This window comes from Kineosporia rhizophila, from assembly GCF_021277265.1.
Taxonomy (GTDB): domain Bacteria; phylum Actinomycetota; class Actinomycetes; order Actinomycetales; family Kineosporiaceae; genus Kineosporia; species Kineosporia rhizophila.
The window spans coordinates 38,088-54,929 of sequence record NZ_JAJSOH010000005.1 but is presented as its reverse complement, the minus strand read 5'-3'; the positions used below and the strand labels follow the sequence as shown (position 1 = coordinate 54,929).

The window sequence follows — 16,842 nt, the reverse complement described above, 5'->3', positions numbered from 1 at the left end:
GGCCAGGGCGGGCGTCCTCAAGTTCGGTCGGTGGTCGCCGGGGGCGACCGGGAGGGCTCAGCCGGCCTGACGCAGCCGGTTGTCCTTCTTCTTGTTCGGGGTGGGCGGGGGCAGCGGGGGCAGCGCGTCGTCCGGCATCGCGCGGTTGCCCACGTGCCAGCCGACCGCCCACATCAGGGCGCCCGGAGTCGGGTTCTCCCGCAGCAGCTTCAGGGCCGAGCCGACCTTCGACGGGTCGGGCTGCTCCTGGGCCTCCTGGGCGGCCTTGATCACCGCGATCGAGGTGGTGACAGCGGTGACGCTGGCGATCGGCTTGTTGCCGTAGCGCCGCTCCAGCAGGGCCGCGGCGTGGCCGTAGTTCCAGCCCTGGCGCCACATCTTGGTGAACGAGGAACGCAGCCGGACGTGCACCACCGAGTCCGGGGCGAAGATCAGCGGAGTACCGGCCAGCTGGATCCGCCAGCACAGGTCGGTGTCCTCCAGGGTGCCCACGGCCTGGTCGAAGCCGCCCACGGCGAGGAAGAGGTCGCGCCGGACGCCCATGTTGCCGGCCCCGGCGTGCGGCAGCCCCGGGCCGAACGGCGACTCCTGCAGCCCGGTGCTCTGCTGCAACGGGCGCGAACGCAGCACCCGCTCGGAGTTCAGCTTGCGCGACTCGAACCGGCCGGCCACGAACGGGTTGCGGGCCAGGGCGGCCATCATCGTCTCGAGCCAGTCGACCGCGACCTCGTCGTCCGCGTCGCAGAAGGCCAGGAAGTCGGCGCTGGAGTGCTGGGCCGCGATGTTGCGCGCGTGCCCGGCCCCGGCGGTCCCGGAGGAGTCGACGATCTCCAGGCCGGGCAGGCGGCTCTCGTAGCGCTGCGCGACCAGACGGGAGTGATCGGTCGAGCCGTTGTCACTGATGATCACGTTCCAGCTGCCCCGGTAGGTCTGCCGGGCCAGGGCTTCCAGCTGGATGCCGAGAGTGTCAGCGGCGTTGTAGCAGGCGATCACCACACTCACAGACGGCATGTCGGACCAAGCCTCTCCGTAGGCAACACGTTCGCAACTTACTCTTAATGCGGGCAGTCCGCCGCCCTGAGGGTAGCTGAGAGCAGCCTGAGAGTCCGCAGGCTTAGTTAATGCCCTTTACCTGTGTTTCACGAACCCCTTCGGAACCAACTCATCCGTTTGGCTGATCTAAGGAAAGCTTAGGTCCTGGTTGATCCTCGTTTTGGTGTCGGGACAGCGCCGGACAGGTGCACTCCAAGGAAACGGACGTAGCTGACGGGGCGTGAAGGTAGGCTGAGGCGCCGGAAGCTCCCTGTGGTGTTCCGGCTTGGCGTTGTCCAAGGCGGGCAGGGCCCGATCGAACTGCTCGCAGACGTGCTGGTCGATCGTTTCGGCGGTGCCGCCCCGGGCCGTCGACCGCGATCCGAAAGGTGTGCGTGAATGCCCGGCCGCACCGGCACCCTCGCGACCGGCACTGGCCGGTCAGCCGGCTCGCAGCCCGGCCGTTCAGCAGGTGACCTGTGGCTCTGACCGGCAGGCACGTGCACGTGGACCCGTCCGACCTCGAGCCCGAGGCCGAGGTCCAGACGTCCAACAAGAGCCGCATCATCTGGACGTTCGCCGACCAGGCGCTCTCCAGCCTGGCCAACTTCGCGCTGTCCATCGTGGTCGCCCGTGAGGTCTCCGAGGACGACTTCGGCTCGTTCAGCCTGATGCTGGTCACCTTCACCTTCCTGATCGGCCTGGGCCGGGCCGGCATCGGCGACCCCTACGTGATCCGTTTCACCGACGCCGACCGGCACACCCGGCGTCGGGCCCAGCGCCAGGCCGCCGGCTCGGCGATCAGCTTCGGCGTGGTCACCGGCCTGATCTGTGCGGTCGCGGCGGCCCTGCTGCACTTCCTCCTGAACGACACCGCCAGCGCCCTGGCCATCCTCGGGCTGGGCGTCGCCATGCCCGGCCTGATGCTGCAGGAGACCTGGCGCAACGCGTTCTTCGCGGAAGGCCGTCCGCGCACCGCCACGATCAACGACGGGGTGCGCACGGTGATCCAGTTCGGCCTCCTGGCCGTGCTGCTGAGCCAGCCCGATCCCTCGGTCTTCCTGATCACCCTGGCCTGGGGCGCCGGGGCCCTGGCGGCCGCCCTGATGGGCGTGCTGCAGACCCGGGTGGCGCCCGACCCGTTCGAGGCGCTCGCCTGGTTCCGCGAGACCCGCGACATCAACATCAAGATGGCCGCCGACTTCTCGTTCAACCAGGGCGCCACCACCCTGGTGTCGTACGTGGTGGGCGGCATCGTGGGCAAGGTCGCGATCGGCGCCATCCGCGCCGCGCAGACCCTGCTGGGGCCGCTCAACCTGCTGTTCTCCGGGATCTCCTCGTTCGGCCTGCCGATGCTCGCGCGTACCGCGATGGCCGGCGGCTCGCTGATCAAGGGCGCGCTGCTGCTCAGCACGGCGATCGGCGGCATGGCCAGCACCTGGGTGCTCATCCTGCTGGTGGTCCCCGACTCGGTCGGTGGTGAGCTGCTGGGGGCCAGTTGGGGGAACGCCCGCGAGGTGATGCTGCCGATGGGCCTCATCACGGCCACCGTCGGCTTCGTGCTGGGCGCCAGCCTGGGCCTGAAGGCCCTGCGGCGGGCCGATCAGATGCTGCGGGTCACCTTCGTGCAGGCCCCCATGATGCTCGGGCTCGGCTCGATCGGGGGCTGGCTGTGGAGCGCCCAGGGCGCGGCCTGGGGCATGGCGACCGCCCAGGTCACCGGCCTGGTGGCCAGCTGGATCATCTTCATCAAGGCCGATCGGCTGCCCCGCGACTGGATCGCCGAGGAGGCGCGGGAGGCCGAGGCCGCCAACCGCAACGCGCGCCGGGACGAGTACGACCGGGGTGACGACTACGACCGCCGCGACGGTTACGGCCGGGGCCGCGGCGACGAGCGTGACGGTCAGGGCTTCTGGAGCCAGGAGGAACAGGACCGCTGGGCCCTCGAGGAGCCGGAGCAGCGCTACAACGGTCAGCAGGCCGAAGAGCCCTGGGACCGGGACGGGCACGGCATCCGTGGCCGGGGTCGCGACGCTCACGACCTTGACCCCCGTGACCGTGACCGTGACCCGCGTGACCCCCGCGACCCAGACGGCCGTGACGGCCGTGACGGCCGTGACGGCCGTGACCCCCGTGGGCGTGATGGCCGCGACGGTGACCCGCGTGAGCGAGACTTCCGCGACCCGCGCGATGGCCGAGACGATGACCTACGTGACCGTGACCCCCGCGGCCGTGATCCGCGTGACGCGCGGGATTCGGACGGGCGGAGCCGGGACGGCGGGCGCTCGTCCGACGACGGCTGGTACGACCCGACCGGCCCCACGGTCGCGGTGCGACAGGACGGCAAGGGCTTCCCCACCACGCACCCGCCCGAGGGTTCGCCGGACGAGTCCAAGGGCGGATACGCCCCCCACGACCCGACCGTTGCCGTCCGACAGGGCAAGTCGGGTCGGGGCGGACGATCTGGTTCTTCTCAGGGGCAGGCCCCCTGGGACGGCGAGGCGCTCCGGGGCGAGCCCGATCCCCGCGCGGAAGGTCGTGGGGGCAGGAACGACCGGGCCCGCAGCCGCTACGCCGCCGCTTACGACCCCCAGGGCTACGACGCTCAGGGTTACAACGAGCGCGGTTATGACGCCCAGGGTTACAACGAGCGCGGTTACGACGCCCAGGGCTACAACGCGCGTGGTTACGACGCTCAGGGCTATGACTCGCGGGGCTACGACGACAAGGGTTTCGACGACAAGGGCTTTGACGACAAGGGCTACGACCGCAAGGGCTACGACCAGCGCGGCCGCAGCCGGGGCGGCGCCCCCAGCGGTACGCCGGGTGCAGGTACGCCCAGTGCGGGCGCGTCTGTATCCAGATCGGCCAGCGCGGGCGCGCCTGCATCCAGGACGTCCGGCGCCGTTAGGCCCGGCGCCGGGACGCCGAGCACGGGTACACCGGGCACTGGTACGCCGGGCGCGGGGTACGAGGCCGGCCGGTATCCGGCCGATGCGACCCGCAGCGCCGTAGACCCTGGTGCCTTCGGGGCCGACGGTCGGCGTGCCCGCAGCGCGGGCCACCCGGAGGCTGCCCAGGAAGGGCGCGGCCGGAGCGGTTACGAACCGGGCAGCCCTGAGTCGGTCGATCGCGGGTCCTCGGGCCGGGGCCGGAGTGCAGCCCAACCGGATGGCCGGGGGCGTTCGGGCTACGACACCGGTGGTCAGGGCCGGTCCCGCTACGACACGGACGGTCAGGGGCGGTCCGGCTTCGACACAGGTGGCCAGGGACAACCGGGTTACGACACGGGTGGTCAGGGGCGACCGGGTTACGACACGGGTGGTCAGGGGCGACCGGATTACGACACGGGTGGCCAGGGGCAACCGGGTGCCGAAGGGCGTGGCCGTCGGCGCACAGGTGTCGATGCCGGAGGCCAGCGGGCCGGCGGTTACGAATCCAGTGGCCGTGAGCGGGCTGGGCGCGAGGCCGGTGGTCGTGAGTGGGCGGCCGGTGAGGCTGGTAGCTCTGACCTGGCTGATTGGGAGGCTGGTCGGGGGCGGGCCGGTCGTGAGGCTGGTGGTCGTGAGCGGGCGAACGGCGAGGCCGGTGGTCGTGAGGCTGATGGTCGTGAGCAGGGCCGTGGTCGGGAGCGCGCTGGGTACGACACCGGCGGCCAGACGCACAACGGTCACGCAGCTGGCTCCGGGCGGGCCGGGTATGACACCGGCGGGCAGGGCCAGCCAAGTTCTAGGACAGGCGGCGGGCGTCGGCGTTCGGGAGAAGAACCCGGCCCGGCGGCTGCTGGGTACGAAGCCGGTGGTCGTGGGCGCGGCGGGTACGACACCGGAGGCCAGGCCCACGACGGTTATGACGCGGCCGGTGCTGAGAGGGCTGAGTACGAAGCTGGTCGGGGGCGTGCTGGTGCTGGCTCGGGTGACCGGGCCCGCAACGGCTATGACGTAGCCGGCGGTCCCGAGGGGGCTGGGTACGACGCAGCCGGCCGAGGGCGCTCGGGGTACGACACCGGCGGTCAAGGGCAGGCGGGTTCTGGGGGGTATGACCCCCGCGGGCGTGGTGGCCATGACACCGGTGGCCAGGCGCACAACGGGTACGACGCCGGCGGTCCGGGGCGTGGCGCGTCGGGTGGCCGGAGCCGGAACCGGGACGGGTACGAGGCTCCGCTGAACGGTCGTACGGGCTACGAGGCGCCCGCCGAGGATGTTGCGCGTTACGCGGCTCCGGAGGCCGGTCGGCGGGGTTACGAGACGCCGGCGGACGGGCGACCCAGCTACCCGGCCGACAGGCAGGCTGGGCGTGGACAGCGGGCGCGGAACCGGGGGAGCTACGAGACTCCTGGCGACGGCCAGGGGTACGAGGCCCCGTTGAAGGGTCACGGCTCTGCAGAACCGGCCGAGGGGCGTGGTTACGCGGACTCGGCTGAGGGGCGTGGCTATGCGGACTCGGCTGAGGGGCGTGGCTATGCGGACCCGGCTCAGGGGCGTGGCTACGCAGACCCGGCTGAGGGGCGTGGCGGTCGCAGTCGGTCCCGGGGGCAGGAGGCTCGCAGCCGGGCCTACCAGGAGGCCCCGGAGGCGGAGGCCAGTGGGTACGAGCGTCCCCGCAGCAGCCGTCGCGAGGCTCAGGACAGCGATGAGCAGTACCCGGACGCGCGCCCCGGCGGACGGCGCTCACGCAGCCGCCAGAGCCGGGAAGAGCGGGACGAGGACTCCTGGCCGTTCCCCGACACCACGCGCTGAGCTGACCGACGCGGTTTCCGACCCCGAACCGACCCCGAACCAAAAGAGGACGCCTTCCAGCCCTGGGGCTGGAAGGCGTCCTCAATCGGTTTCTGCCTAGACCACGGCTGGGTCCTTGTTCCGCTGGACCACTGCGGCCAGCGCGTCCGACACCCCCACCGTGACCGGTGGGCCCCAGAGGCTGGTGAGGAACCAGGCCAGTGCGACCGTGTGCGGCTGCAACAGGCTTCCGGACAGGAAGAAGATCATGATCAGCATGGCCGTGGGCAGCACCGGGATCGGTGGTCCGCGGTACACCGACACCACCAGGAACGCGACGAACACGACCATCGCCACCAGGCCGTACTCGAAGGCCAGCTTCGGCGCGATGGTGTAGACCACCGCGTCACCACCGGACCGGAACGACGTCAGCAGCCGGTCTGCCGCACCCGGCCCGGCCCCGACGAAGAGCCGGCTCGCCTCCTCGCTCAGGCCCGCCGTCACCTCGGTGTACGGCTGCACGAACCGGATGTAGCCGGACGAGCCCTCCTGGGACGTCTCGTTACGCCGGTCCAGCAGGATGTCGGCGGCCGGGGTGGTGAACACGATCGCCAGCCCCACCACGCCGGCCAGCACGTAGTTCGGCTTGATCCGGTTCGGCGCCACGACCACCATCAGGGCGACCGAGATGCACAGCAGGATGATGCCGGTACCGGACAGCGTGGAGGCCATGCCCATGCCGAGCAGGGCCGGCTGCCAGGCAGGGGCCCGGATCAGCAGCGCGAGCACCAGGGCCACGGCCAGGAACTGGCACAGGAACGACGGCTCGAGGAAGACGAAGGCGTTGGCCTTCGTGGTCGGGTCGTTCCAGGCCAGCTGGTACGACACGTTGTAGTCCTGGAGCAGGAAGTTCTCCGGCACCACGTTCTTGATGAAGTCCTGGTAGACCCACACGCCGGCGTACTGCGACGACAGCTGGAAGATCCCGATCGTGGCCGCCACCAGCATGATGTGCGTGTAGAACCGGGCCAGCGGCACGAACAGGTCGCGGAACTGCAGGCTGACGCAGAACACCCAGGGCAGGTAGATGATCAGCAGCAGCAGGACCGAGTTCACCGATACCGACGAGTTGGCGGTGAAGCCCGCGCCGAAGGTGGCCAGCATGACCAGGGCCGCCGAGGCGATGAACAGCTCGCTGCGCACCCGGTTGTAGCGGATCCCGCCGCGCAGCCGGGCCAGCACCAGGAACACGTACATGGCGACCAGCGGCACGGAGATCGGGAACCCGCCCAGCGGCAGCGCGAATCGCTGGAAGACCACGCAGACCAGCAGCGTGATCTTGAGCAACCGCAGCATGTAGGCCCGATCGGCCTCGCTGACCTGCCGGTTGGGCATCGCCTCGTCGACCCGCAGCTTCTCGGAGCGCTCGTCGTAGTTGGCGATCGCGTCGAGGCTGGGCTGCGGGCTGGAGCGCGGACGGCGCCAGCGCCTACGGACCTGCTTGACCAGGCCGCCGCTGTCGAAGGCGTCCCAGGGCTGCTGAGGTGTGCCGCCCGAGGGCGGGGGACCGCCCGAGCGGCCCGACGGGTTGTCGTCGGGCCCTCGGGACGCCCCGGATCGAGGGGTGTTGCTCACGCCCTGGTCACCGTCCGGCCGGCCACGCTGGCCCGCCCGCTGGTGACCCCCAGGACGTAGCTCCAGTGCTCCTGGGCCCGGCCCTTGTTGCCCTTGGCCAGGGAGGCCAGCGCACGCACCCCGTAGCCGACGGTCAGCGCCAGGCGGATGCCCCGGGCCGCCTCCAGACCGTTGTGCTGGGCCACGTAGCGCGCCATCGACGCACCCCGCAGACGCAGCATCTCCTTCGACGGGGCCCCGGAGTTACCGGCCGCGTGCTGCACCAGGACGTCGGTGCGCAGCGCCTGGGTCATGTTCTTCTCGCGCACCGCCCGGCCGAACGCGACGTCCTCGTTGTAGACGAAGAACTGCTCGTCGAAACCGCCCAGGCCGATGAACGTGCTGACCCGCACGGCCATGCAGGCGCCCGTGGTCCAGTCCACCTTGATCGGCAGGTACGGCCGCGGGCGGGCGAACAGGCCGGCCTGCGGGGCGATCTTGTGCAGGCCGATCGCGTGCACGATCGCCCGGCGCAGGGTCGGTTCCCAGCCGCCGGTGCCGATCTCCACCGTGCCGTCGCCGGAGACCGTGGTGGCGGCCGCCGAGGCGATGTTGGGCTCGGCGGCGAGCATCGACACCAGGGCGTCGAGCCCGGTGACGGTGGGCCGGGTGTCCGGATTGACAAAGATCACATATTCGTAGGCGCTGCTGCGCGCCCCGGTGTTCGCCGCGGTGGCGAAACCCTGCCCGGCACCCTCCAGGTAGCGGGCGTTGGGCCGGTCCCGGATCATCTCCCGCAGGCCGTCGGCACCTCGTGCGTTGTCGACGATGGCCAGCGGGATGTCCGCCGGCAGGCCGGCGAGCAGCCCCTCGATCTGGGACCGGCTGTTGTAGCTGACCAAGATCAGCTCGTAAGCAGGTACGGCGCCGTCCTGGGCGCTTGACTCCACGTCATTCCTCCTGTGAACCGGCTTACGCCTCATCCATGATGAGCACGACGTAACAGCCCGATGGCCCAGTGTTGTCACCCCGGGCCCAATCGTCGCAATCATCGGTGCGATACAGCCCAAGGCTGCGCAACTCTGCCGCTCAGGCTAGGCGTTCGTGACAGACTGTCGCACGGATACCGGGTGGCTCAATGTGGAGAAACCCATCCGGCGGCGGGGCACTTGACCCGTTCGGCCGCACTGCGGGGGGTGCTGCGGGCCGGCAATGAATTTCGCGACCAGGAGGAGTACGCGTGCAGGACATTCTGGCGGCGCGCCAGGCCGACGGCAGTTCGGCCGCGGAAGAGGCGCCCAGCCTGGTGAACGCCATCGTGCGCGAGCGCTGGGTGGTCCTGGCGTGTGTCGTGATCGCTGCGCTCCTGGGCATCGGTCTGAGCACGTTGCAGTCGTCGAAGTACACGACCGAGTCGACGATCTTCATCTCGGCCCAGGGTGACTTCCAGCCCCTGGCCGAGCAGCCGCAGAACGACGTGGCCCGGTACATCGCCAACCAGGCGGCCCAGATCACCACGAACACGGTGCTGAACACGGCGATCAAGGACACCCCGATCGCGGGCATGACCGCGTTCGAACTGCGTCAGGCCCTCAAGGTCACCACGGCCGAGGACTCGAGCGTCATCACCGTCTCGGCCACCGACTCCACGGCCGCCGGGGCCCAGAAGATGGCCGACGGCGTGGTGGAGGCCTACCGCAAGGTGCGCAAGGCGCAGATCACCGAGCAGCTGGCCCAGTTCGACGGGCCGGGAGTCACCTTCCCGGACAAGAACGCGGCTCAGGGCGATGCGGCGGTCTACGGCGACGGCGTGGGCAGCGTGGAGAAGGCCGACCTCCCGGAGGGGGCCTCCTCGCCCCAGCCGGTGCGCAACGCCCTGATCCTGGCCCTGATCGGCCTGATCGCGGGTACTGGTTACGCTCTGTACACGCAGTCCTTCACCCGGCGTAAGGTCGGCCCGAAGGAGGCCAGCGCGATCTTCGGCGCCCCGGTGCTGAGCGAGGTCCCCGACCGGGGCCGGATCAGCGCTGACGACGCGATCGCGGCGGCCTACTCCGAGCCCGGTGACGCCTACCGCATGGCGGCCGTCGGTCTCGACTACATCCGTGGCACCGCGCCCGGTGTCTTCCTGATCACCGCCCCGCACGACGGCGCCGGCTCCAGCCTCACCGCGCTCAACCTGGCCGCGGCCGCCGCCGACCACGGTCGCCGGGTGTTCCTGCTCAACATCGAGGACACCGTGCGCCCGCAGTCCGAGGCCGACCAGGGTGTGCTGCGGGTGCCGCTGCACGACCTGGCCCAGGGCCGGATCGACCTGGGGCACGCGGTGGAGCGCAAGGCCGCCTCCCGGGCCCAGTTCGGCATCATCCGGCTGCAGGTGCTGCAGCCGGTCCAGGGTCACCCGGTGCCCGACGTCCAGGCGATCCTCGACCAGCTGCCCGATGACACCGACCTGGTGCTGATCGACGCCCCGCCGCTGCCCGCCTCCTCGGCCTCCTTCGTGCTGGCCGGTCAGGTCGACGCGGCCGTCGTGGTGATCGACGAGGCCACCACCCCGGCCGACCTCGAAGAGCTGCAGCGCCGCTGCCGTCTGGCCGGTATCCCGGTGGCCGGCATGCTGGTCAACCACATCCGCCGGCCCAACACCACCAACAGCCGTCGTCGCCAGCGCGCGGCGATGGGCTCGGTGCCCGGCCGGATGTACGACACCTCGCCCCGGGGTCTGCCGATCATCAACAGCAACCAGGACTCGGGCGGCGGCTTCCCGGCCCTGGGCGGCGACGACCGCGGCTACGGCGGCGGTGGCCAGGGCGGTGGCTACGACCAGGGTGGTTCCTACGGTGGTGGGTCCCGTCAGGACGACGGCGATCTGCCCTGGAACGACGTGACCCGGGCCGGTGGCTCGGGTGGTGGGCGCAGCGGCCGTCGCCGCTGATCCCCTGCTGCATCAAGAACGCGGCCACCAGGACATTCCTGGTGGCCGCGTTCTCGTTCCCGGCGGGCTCGGCTGAGTCACGGCTGAGTAGTGGTTGACCGTCCCCCCGGCGGGGGTCACGCTGGCCTTCGGTAATCCCCCAGAACCCTCACAGTGAACGGCTTGAACACGGATGGTCGAGCTCGCCAGGCCGCACCAGCGGCACGCGTCCGCTCCCCGGCGACGTCGCGGTCTGCGACTGTTCGCGGTGGTGGCCGGGGTTCTCGCGGTCCTGCTGGCGGTCACTGCCGCTGTGGGCTACTGGCTCTGGCAGCGTGACCCGGTGGGCGACGAGGCGCTGTCCGGCCCGATCCCCGAGCGCACGGTGCCGCCTCTGCGGCACGGCGTCTTCGTGGGTACCGAGCCCGCCGACGCCGACGCGTTCGCCGAGTGGTTCGGCGCCGACGTGGACCTGGTGGTCGACTTCTCCACCCGGCAGACCTGGGAAGAGATCGCCGACCCGGCCTACATGATCGAGGCCTGGCAGAACACCGGCTACCAGCCGGTCTACTCGATCGCCCTGCTACCTGAGGGCGACGCCTCGGCGACGATCGAGAAGGGCGCCACCGGCGAGTACAACGACTATTACCGGCAGTTGGCGCAGAATCTCGTCGACGCCGGTCAGGGCAGCGCGATCCTGCGCCTGGGGTGGGAGTTCAACCTCGAGACGTCGCGCTGGTCCACGCCCGACTCCGGGGCCTTCGTCGCCTACTGGCGCCAGGTCATCGAGACCATGCGCTCGGTGCCGGGCCAGGACTTCGAGTTCGACTGGAATCCCAACAACGGCAAGAACAAGTACGACGCCGTGGAGTACTACCCCGGTGACGACTACGTGGACTACGTCGGGATCGACGCCTACGACGTTTCCTACGCCTGGCGCACCTACCCCTACCCGGACGACTGCGACGCCGGCTGCCGGGCCGACCGCCAGGAACGGGCCTGGGACAAGGCGATCCACGGGGGGAAGCGTGGTCTGGAGTTCTGGGCAGACTTCGCCCGGCACCGGGGCAAGCCGCTGACTCTGCCGGAGTGGGGCCTGTGGGACCGTGACGACGAGCACGCCGGTGGGCTGAACGCCTATTACATCGAGCAGATGCACGATTTCATCGCCGATCCGGCGAACGGGGTCGCGTACCAGGCCTATTTCGAGTTCAACGGTCACGACGGGCCACACAAGCTGATGACGACGTACCAGGAGGCGGGGGCGACTTTCCGTACGCTTTTCACGGATCAGTAGTCACGCCCAGTCACCCACCGTGCAAGCCTGTGGGACTCTTGTGGGCGAAGCGGACGCGCTGGGAACCGATTACACTCTCTGCGCGTGACCTCCCTTAGTTCAGGCGTGCCCGGCGATCGCTCTGACGCGAGGTCAAGAGTGTCCGTCACGCCGAGCAGGAGGCCGGTTACAGGTCATGCCTGACTACCCTGCGCGACGTCCGTACGACCCTGACCCGGCGGACGAACCGCCCTACGGCGGGCGCGGTCAACGGGCTCAGGCTCCCGAACGCAAGTACTACGAGCAGTACGAGAACCCCCCGGCAAACCACGAGAACGCCTGGCCCGAACCGGCTCAGGAGCGTTCCCCGTGGGACGAGCCCGACACCTACCGGGACCGCGGCGAGTACGGCCTGCCGAACCGCCTCGACCGGCAGGCCCACGAGGAGTTCCCCGACCGCCCGGCCCGCGGCCTGGGTTCTCGCCGCAACCGCCCGGACGAGGCGGCACCGATGCGCGGCCCGGTCGGGCGGCGCGACGAGTCCGGCCTTCATGACGACGCCGGCTGGAACGAGCAGCGCCCCCGGTTCGGTGGCGCTCGCCCGGAGAGTTCCGGCCGGGCCGCCTGGTCCGCCCGAGGCGGTCAGCAGCCCGGCGGCTACGAGCCCGACCGTGAGTCCGGCCGCAGCAGGCAGGAACCCGGCCGGAACGGGCGTGGCACCCGCGATGCCTCCGCATGGGGCGGCCGAGGCGCCCACGGCAACGGTGCATCAGGGCTCAGGGGCAGGCAGCAGGACCCCCGAACCGACGCGTACGACGAGTACGACAGCGAGCCGGCCGACCCGCAGCCCCGGCCGCGCACCCGCTACCGGGACCGGGCCCTGGGCCCGCTCACCGCGGCCTCCGGCATGATCAAGGCCATCGTGGCGCCGCGCCGGGTCGAGCCCGACGATGCCACCAACCCGAGCGGCCTACCGCCGGTCGAGGCCAAAGACCTCAACCCTCCGGCCCGCCGGCCGAGTTTCTTCGATATGGAGTCCGAGGCCCCCGACCCCGGCAGGACCTCTGACGAACCGGAGCGGATCCCGTCCAACGCGGCGAACTTCCCCAGTCTCGGAGGCAGCCGCAGCGGTCCGCCCCCGCGCGTGCAGTCGTTCCGCACGCCCAAACGGCGCGGCCCCCGCCTGCCGCTGATCGCCGCCGTCATGGTCGTTCTGATGATCGTCTGCGGTGTGGCCTACGCCATCGGTACCGGTGGCGACGAGAAGAGCAGCACCGACACCGCCGTCGTCCCCGAAGACGCGGCCACGCCCTCGTCCGCAGCCACCGCGAGTGGTGAGGCCGAGGAGAGCGAGAAGCCGGCCACGACCGGAGCGGCCAAGAAGGTGGGCGTGGGTGTCTACCGGGGCACCTACCCCTCGAAGGTCGGGGAGTTCGGCGACTGGCTCGGCCGGGACGCGGCCTACGCGATGGACTACTCCACCCGCGGCACCTGGGAAGAGATCGCGGCGCCCACCTACATGCTCAACACCTGGCAGAACTCCGGCTACCAGATGGTCTACGCGGTGGCCATGCTGCCCACCCGCAACAAGTCGGTGTCGCTGGCGGCCGGGGCCGACGGTGACTACAACCAGCACTTCGAGCGTCTGGCCAAGAACCTGGTGGCCTACGACCAGGGTGACGCGATCCTGCGGCTGGGCTGGGAGTTCAACGTCGACTGGCCCTGGCACCCGACGCTCGGCGACGAGAAGGACTTCATCAAGTTCTGGCGCAACATCGTCACCACGATGCGCTCGGTGCCCGGCGCCGAGAACCTGAAGTTCGACTGGAACGTGAACAACGGCGGCGACTCCTACAACTCGACGCTCTTCTACCCGGGCAACAAGTACGTCGACTACATCGGCGTCGACGTCTACGACATCTCCTGGGCCGAGAACACCTACCCCTTCCCGGCCGGCTGCGAGGCCGACTGCCAGCGGGCCCACCAGGAACAGGCCTGGACGAACGTCGTGAGCGCCACCTACGGCCTGTCCTTCTGGTCCAGCTTCGCGCAGGAGAAGAAGAAGCCGATGTCGCTGCCGGAGTGGGGCATGTGGGACCGCAGCATCAGCGACGGTCACGGCGGCGGCGACAACCCGTACTTCGTCGAGCAGATGTTCAAGTTCGTCGACGACCCGCGGAACAACGTGGCGTACCAGATCTACTTCGACGTCAACGTCGGCGAGAAGGGCGACCACCGGCTGGAGAGCCTGCCCAAGGGCGGCAAGAAGTTCAAGAAGCTCTTCGGTAAGTAGACCAACAACCAAAGGACGTTTGTGAGCCCCGAGGCTCACAAACGTCCTTTGGTTGTTCGAGCCTCTCAAAGCAGAACGACCCCGGACCAGCGGTCCGGGGTCGTTCCAGTGCAGCAGGGATCAGGCGAAGAGGTTCGCCTGCTCGATCCGGAGCTGGTCGATCAGCCGGCCCTCGGGCAGCGTGACGTCGGCGTAGGTGAGCACCTCGTCCTTGGCCACGTCGCGCAGGAGCACGCAGCCCTCGGTGACCCCCATCGGCAGCAGGTTCTCGTCCTTGGTGACCGAAGCCTTCTCGGCCACCGAGTACGTGTCGTAACCGCCGAGGCCGTCGATCGTCTGACCGGCCTTCAGGTCACGCTTGGCCACCGCGACGACCTCGACCGTGGGCGCGCCCAGGGGCTGCATCACGGCGTCGTTGAACAGCACGGCCCGCGCCACCGACAGCGGAACTTCGAAGTGGCACAGGTGGTACGGCGTGTAGAAGCTGTACAGCGGGCCTTCGCCGAGCTTGTACAGGTTCAGGTAGTGCTTCTGCTTCGGGTCGTCGTGGGTGGCCAGGACGAAGACACCCGGGCCCGGCTGGCTGCCGACCACGTAGTCCACGTAGCCGCCGGCCGCCTTGAGCTCCTCGACGTCGTACGCCTTGGTCAGCTCGTCGATGTGGGCCCGGTGGTCGGCGCCGCGCATGCCGCGCTTCTCCACCGTCATACCGGTCGCGTTGGCCACGATCGCCTGCTCGAAGGAGATCTTCGTGCCGTCGGCGAAGGAGGTCACCATGTGGGGGTCCTGCCCCCACTGCTTGGCGAAACCCTCCTGCGTGGTCGGGTTGCGGTACTCGTCCTGCAGGCCCTTGATGTTGCCGGCCACGAGCGGGGTCAGACCGATGCTCTTCACGAAGCGCACCAGGTTCATCTGCACACCCGGCTGGTCGCCGTCGCACCCGGTCACGATGACGCCCTTGGCGTCGGCGCGGGCCTTCAGCGCGGAGCCGACGGTGCCGTCGACCTCGGCGTTCAGCAGCACGACGTGCTTGCCGCCGTCGATCGCCGAGGTCACCACGTGGGCGCCGTACTCGACGTTGCCGGTGGCCTCGACGATCGCGTCGATGCCCTCGGCCTGGGTGACCGCCTCGTAGTTCGAGGTGATCACGGGGACGCCGTTGGCGATCGCCTTGGACGTGGTCTGCGCGTCCTCGGTGACCTCCCACTCGGTCACGCCGGCCTCGGTGTACGCCCGCTCGGCGTTGGCCCGGGTGCGGTTGACGATGGCCACGAGTTCCATGCCGGGAACCGAGTTCACGACCTGGTTGACGAAGCCCCGGCCCATGAAGCCGGCGCCGACCAGGGCGACCCGGACCGGGTTGCCCTCGGCCTCGCGCTTGGCCAGTGCGGTGTCGACGATGATCACTTGACCGCACCTTCCAGCAGCGCCCAGGACTTGTCCTTGTCGCTGATCACGGTGACCTCGTGCGGCCAGGTCAGGCCCAGGGCCGGGTCGTCGTACCGCTGGCCGCGCTCGGCGTCCGGCGTGTACTTGCCGGTGACCTGGTACATCACCTCGGTGTCGTCGACCAGGGTCTGGAAACCGTGGGCGAACATGGCCGGCACGTAGAGCGCCTTGCGGTTCTCCGCGGTCAGCTCGACCGACACGTGCTGCAGGTAGGTCGGGCTGTCGGGACGCATGTCGACGATCTGGTCGACGATGGCGCCACGCACGCAGCGGATCAGCTTGACCTCGGGGGCGTAGTCCAGCTGGTAGTGCATGCCCCGCAGGGTGCCGGCCTTGTGGTTGTACGACATGTTGCACTGCTCGACGGCCGGGTTCAGGCCGGCGGCCTCGAACTCGGCCACGTCGAACGTCCGGGCGAAGAAGCCGCGGTCGTCCTCACGACGCTCCAGCTCGACGATCGCGACGTCGGGGATGTGCTGCTTGGTGATGATCACTGAGCTGCCGCCTCCTTGGTCCAGAACAGGTCGGCGTCGAGCTGCTTGGTGCTGATCAGGTGCTCGAGCTGCTTCAGGCGGGTGTGGCCGCGGCCGGTGAAGGTGGCCTCGTCCATGTCGATCGCCTGGAAGACCTGGTGCAGCTGGGCGGCGCCCTTGGCGGCGTCCCAGTCGCAGGAGAAACCGGGCAGCTGCGAGGAGATCTTGTCGAAGTTCACCTTGTAGCTGCGGTTGTCGCCACCGGCCGGGCCGAAGGTGACCTCGCAGCCCGGGAACTCGGCGCCGACGGTCTCGGCGATCGTCCGCACCTGGTAGTTCTGCTCGTTGCTGCCCACGTTGAACTTCTCGTTGTGGACGGCCTCGCGCGGGGCCTCGAGGGCGCAGTAGATCGACTTGGCGATGTCCAGGCCGTGCACCAGCGGACGCCACGGGGTGCCGTCCGAGTTCATCGCGATCTTCTTCGTGGTCCAGGCCAGGCCGGACAGGTTGTTCAGCACGATGTCGAACCGCTGGCGCGGGGAGGCGCCGAAGGCGGTGGCGTTGCGCATGAACGTGGGCGAGAAGTTGTCGCTCGCCAGCGCGCTCAGGTCCCGCTCGACCAGGGTCTTGCAGTCGGCGTAGGCGGTCTGCGGGTTCACCGGGGAGTTCTCGTCCACGGTGCCCTCGGCCACGCCGTACACGCTGCACGAGGACATGTACACGAAGCGCTCGACGCCGGCCTGGATCGCCATCTCGGCGAGCTTGACCGAGCCCTTGTGGTTGACCGTGTAGGTCACCTCGGAGAGCAGCTCACCCAGGGGGTCGTTGGACAGCTCGGCCATGTGGACGATCGCGTCGACGCCCTCGAGGTCCTCGACGGTGATGTCGCGGATGTCCTTGGCCAGCGTCTGCGCGGTGAACGGCACGCCGTTGTACAGCCAGCCCTGCCGGTAGTAGCCGGTGTCGACGCCGATCACCTCGTGACCGCGCTTCATCAGCTCGGGCGCCACCAGGCAGCCCAGGTACCCCTCGGTGCCTGTCACCAGGACCTTCATGGTCAGTTGCTCCTTGTT

At 69.7% G+C, this 16,842-nt stretch carries 10 protein-coding genes; 4 read left to right on the top strand and 6 right to left on the bottom strand.

The features are described 5' to 3' along the window. Positions 1–57: 57 nt before the first annotated feature. Positions 58–1,011, bottom strand: coding sequence for a glycosyltransferase (locus LWF15_RS10340; RefSeq protein ID WP_232810219.1), 954 nt, complete (start codon positions 1,009–1,011; stop codon positions 58–60). 500 nt (positions 1,012–1,511) lie between these two features. Between LWF15_RS10340 and LWF15_RS10335 the strand changes: the two genes are divergently transcribed. Next, a complete protein-coding gene (locus LWF15_RS10335) occupies positions 1,512–5,771 on the top strand; it encodes an oligosaccharide flippase family protein (protein ID WP_232810218.1) in 4,260 nt (1,419 codons plus the stop codon). Positions 5,772–5,867: 96 nt separating this feature from the next. Here the strand turns inward: LWF15_RS10335 and LWF15_RS10330 are convergent, their stop codons facing one another. Both LWF15_RS10330 and LWF15_RS10325 read right to left on the bottom strand, forming a co-directional pair. Continuing rightward, positions 5,868–7,385 (bottom strand): hypothetical protein, encoded by a 1,518-nt coding sequence (locus LWF15_RS10330; RefSeq protein WP_232810217.1) that lies wholly within the window; start codon positions 7,383–7,385, stop codon positions 5,868–5,870. Further along, complete coding sequence (locus LWF15_RS10325) at positions 7,382–8,314, bottom strand: glycosyltransferase (protein ID WP_232810216.1); 933 nt, start codon at positions 8,312–8,314, stop codon at positions 7,382–7,384. Before LWF15_RS10325 ends, LWF15_RS10330 begins: the two co-directional genes overlap by 4 nt. Positions 8,315–8,604: 290 nt before the next feature. Here LWF15_RS10325 and LWF15_RS10320 point away from each other — a divergent pair, with 290 nt between their 5' ends. From LWF15_RS10320 to LWF15_RS10310, 3 genes are all read left to right on the top strand, one after another. Further along, complete coding sequence (locus LWF15_RS10320; RefSeq protein WP_232810215.1) at positions 8,605–10,299, top strand: Wzz/FepE/Etk N-terminal domain-containing protein; 1,695 nt, start codon at positions 8,605–8,607, stop codon at positions 10,297–10,299. A gap of 172 nt (positions 10,300–10,471) precedes the next feature. Further along, positions 10,472–11,575 carry a glycoside hydrolase family 26 protein gene (locus LWF15_RS10315; protein WP_232810214.1) on the top strand — a complete coding sequence of 368 codons (1,104 nt, stop codon included), beginning with the start codon at positions 10,472–10,474 and terminating at the stop codon, positions 11,573–11,575. A gap of 175 nt (positions 11,576–11,750) precedes the next feature. Next, positions 11,751–13,847: a glycosyl hydrolase gene (locus tag LWF15_RS10310; RefSeq protein WP_232810213.1), complete on the top strand. Its 2,097-nt coding sequence runs from the start codon at positions 11,751–11,753 to the stop codon at positions 13,845–13,847. Between the two features lie 120 nt (positions 13,848–13,967). Here the strand turns inward: LWF15_RS10310 and LWF15_RS10305 are convergent, their stop codons facing one another. From LWF15_RS10305 to LWF15_RS10295, 3 genes are read right to left on the bottom strand one after another with little or no spacing between them, the layout of a single operon-like run. Beyond that, a complete protein-coding gene (locus tag LWF15_RS10305; protein ID WP_232810212.1) occupies positions 13,968–15,254 on the bottom strand; it encodes an NAD(P)H-dependent oxidoreductase in 1,287 nt (428 codons plus the stop codon). Further along, the gene (gene rfbC, locus LWF15_RS10300; protein ID WP_232810211.1) at positions 15,251–15,790 is read right to left on the bottom strand and encodes a dTDP-4-dehydrorhamnose 3,5-epimerase; all 540 of its coding nucleotides are present in this window, start codon (positions 15,788–15,790) and stop codon (positions 15,251–15,253) included. Before rfbC ends, LWF15_RS10305 begins: the two co-directional genes overlap by 4 nt. Then, entirely contained in the window at positions 15,787–16,824 is a 1,038-nt protein-coding gene (locus LWF15_RS10295; protein WP_232810210.1) for an NAD-dependent epimerase/dehydratase family protein, read from the bottom strand. Before LWF15_RS10295 ends, rfbC begins: the two co-directional genes overlap by 4 nt. Between the last annotated feature and the right edge of the window lie 18 nt (positions 16,825–16,842).

Excerpts from the sequence above, each read along its gene's own strand:
- LWF15_RS10310 (WP_232810213.1), top strand. The coding sequence starts at position 11,751 with ATGCCTGACTACCCTGCGCGACGTCCGTACGACCCTGACCCGGCGGAC.
- LWF15_RS10295 (WP_232810210.1), bottom strand. The coding sequence starts at position 16,824 with ATGAAGGTCCTGGTGACAGGCACCGAGGGGTACCTGGGCTGCCTGGTG.
- LWF15_RS10315 (WP_232810214.1), top strand. The coding sequence starts at position 10,472 with ATGGTCGAGCTCGCCAGGCCGCACCAGCGGCACGCGTCCGCTCCCCGG.
- LWF15_RS10340 (WP_232810219.1), bottom strand. The coding sequence starts at position 1,011 with ATGCCGTCTGTGAGTGTGGTGATCGCCTGCTACAACGCCGCTGACACT.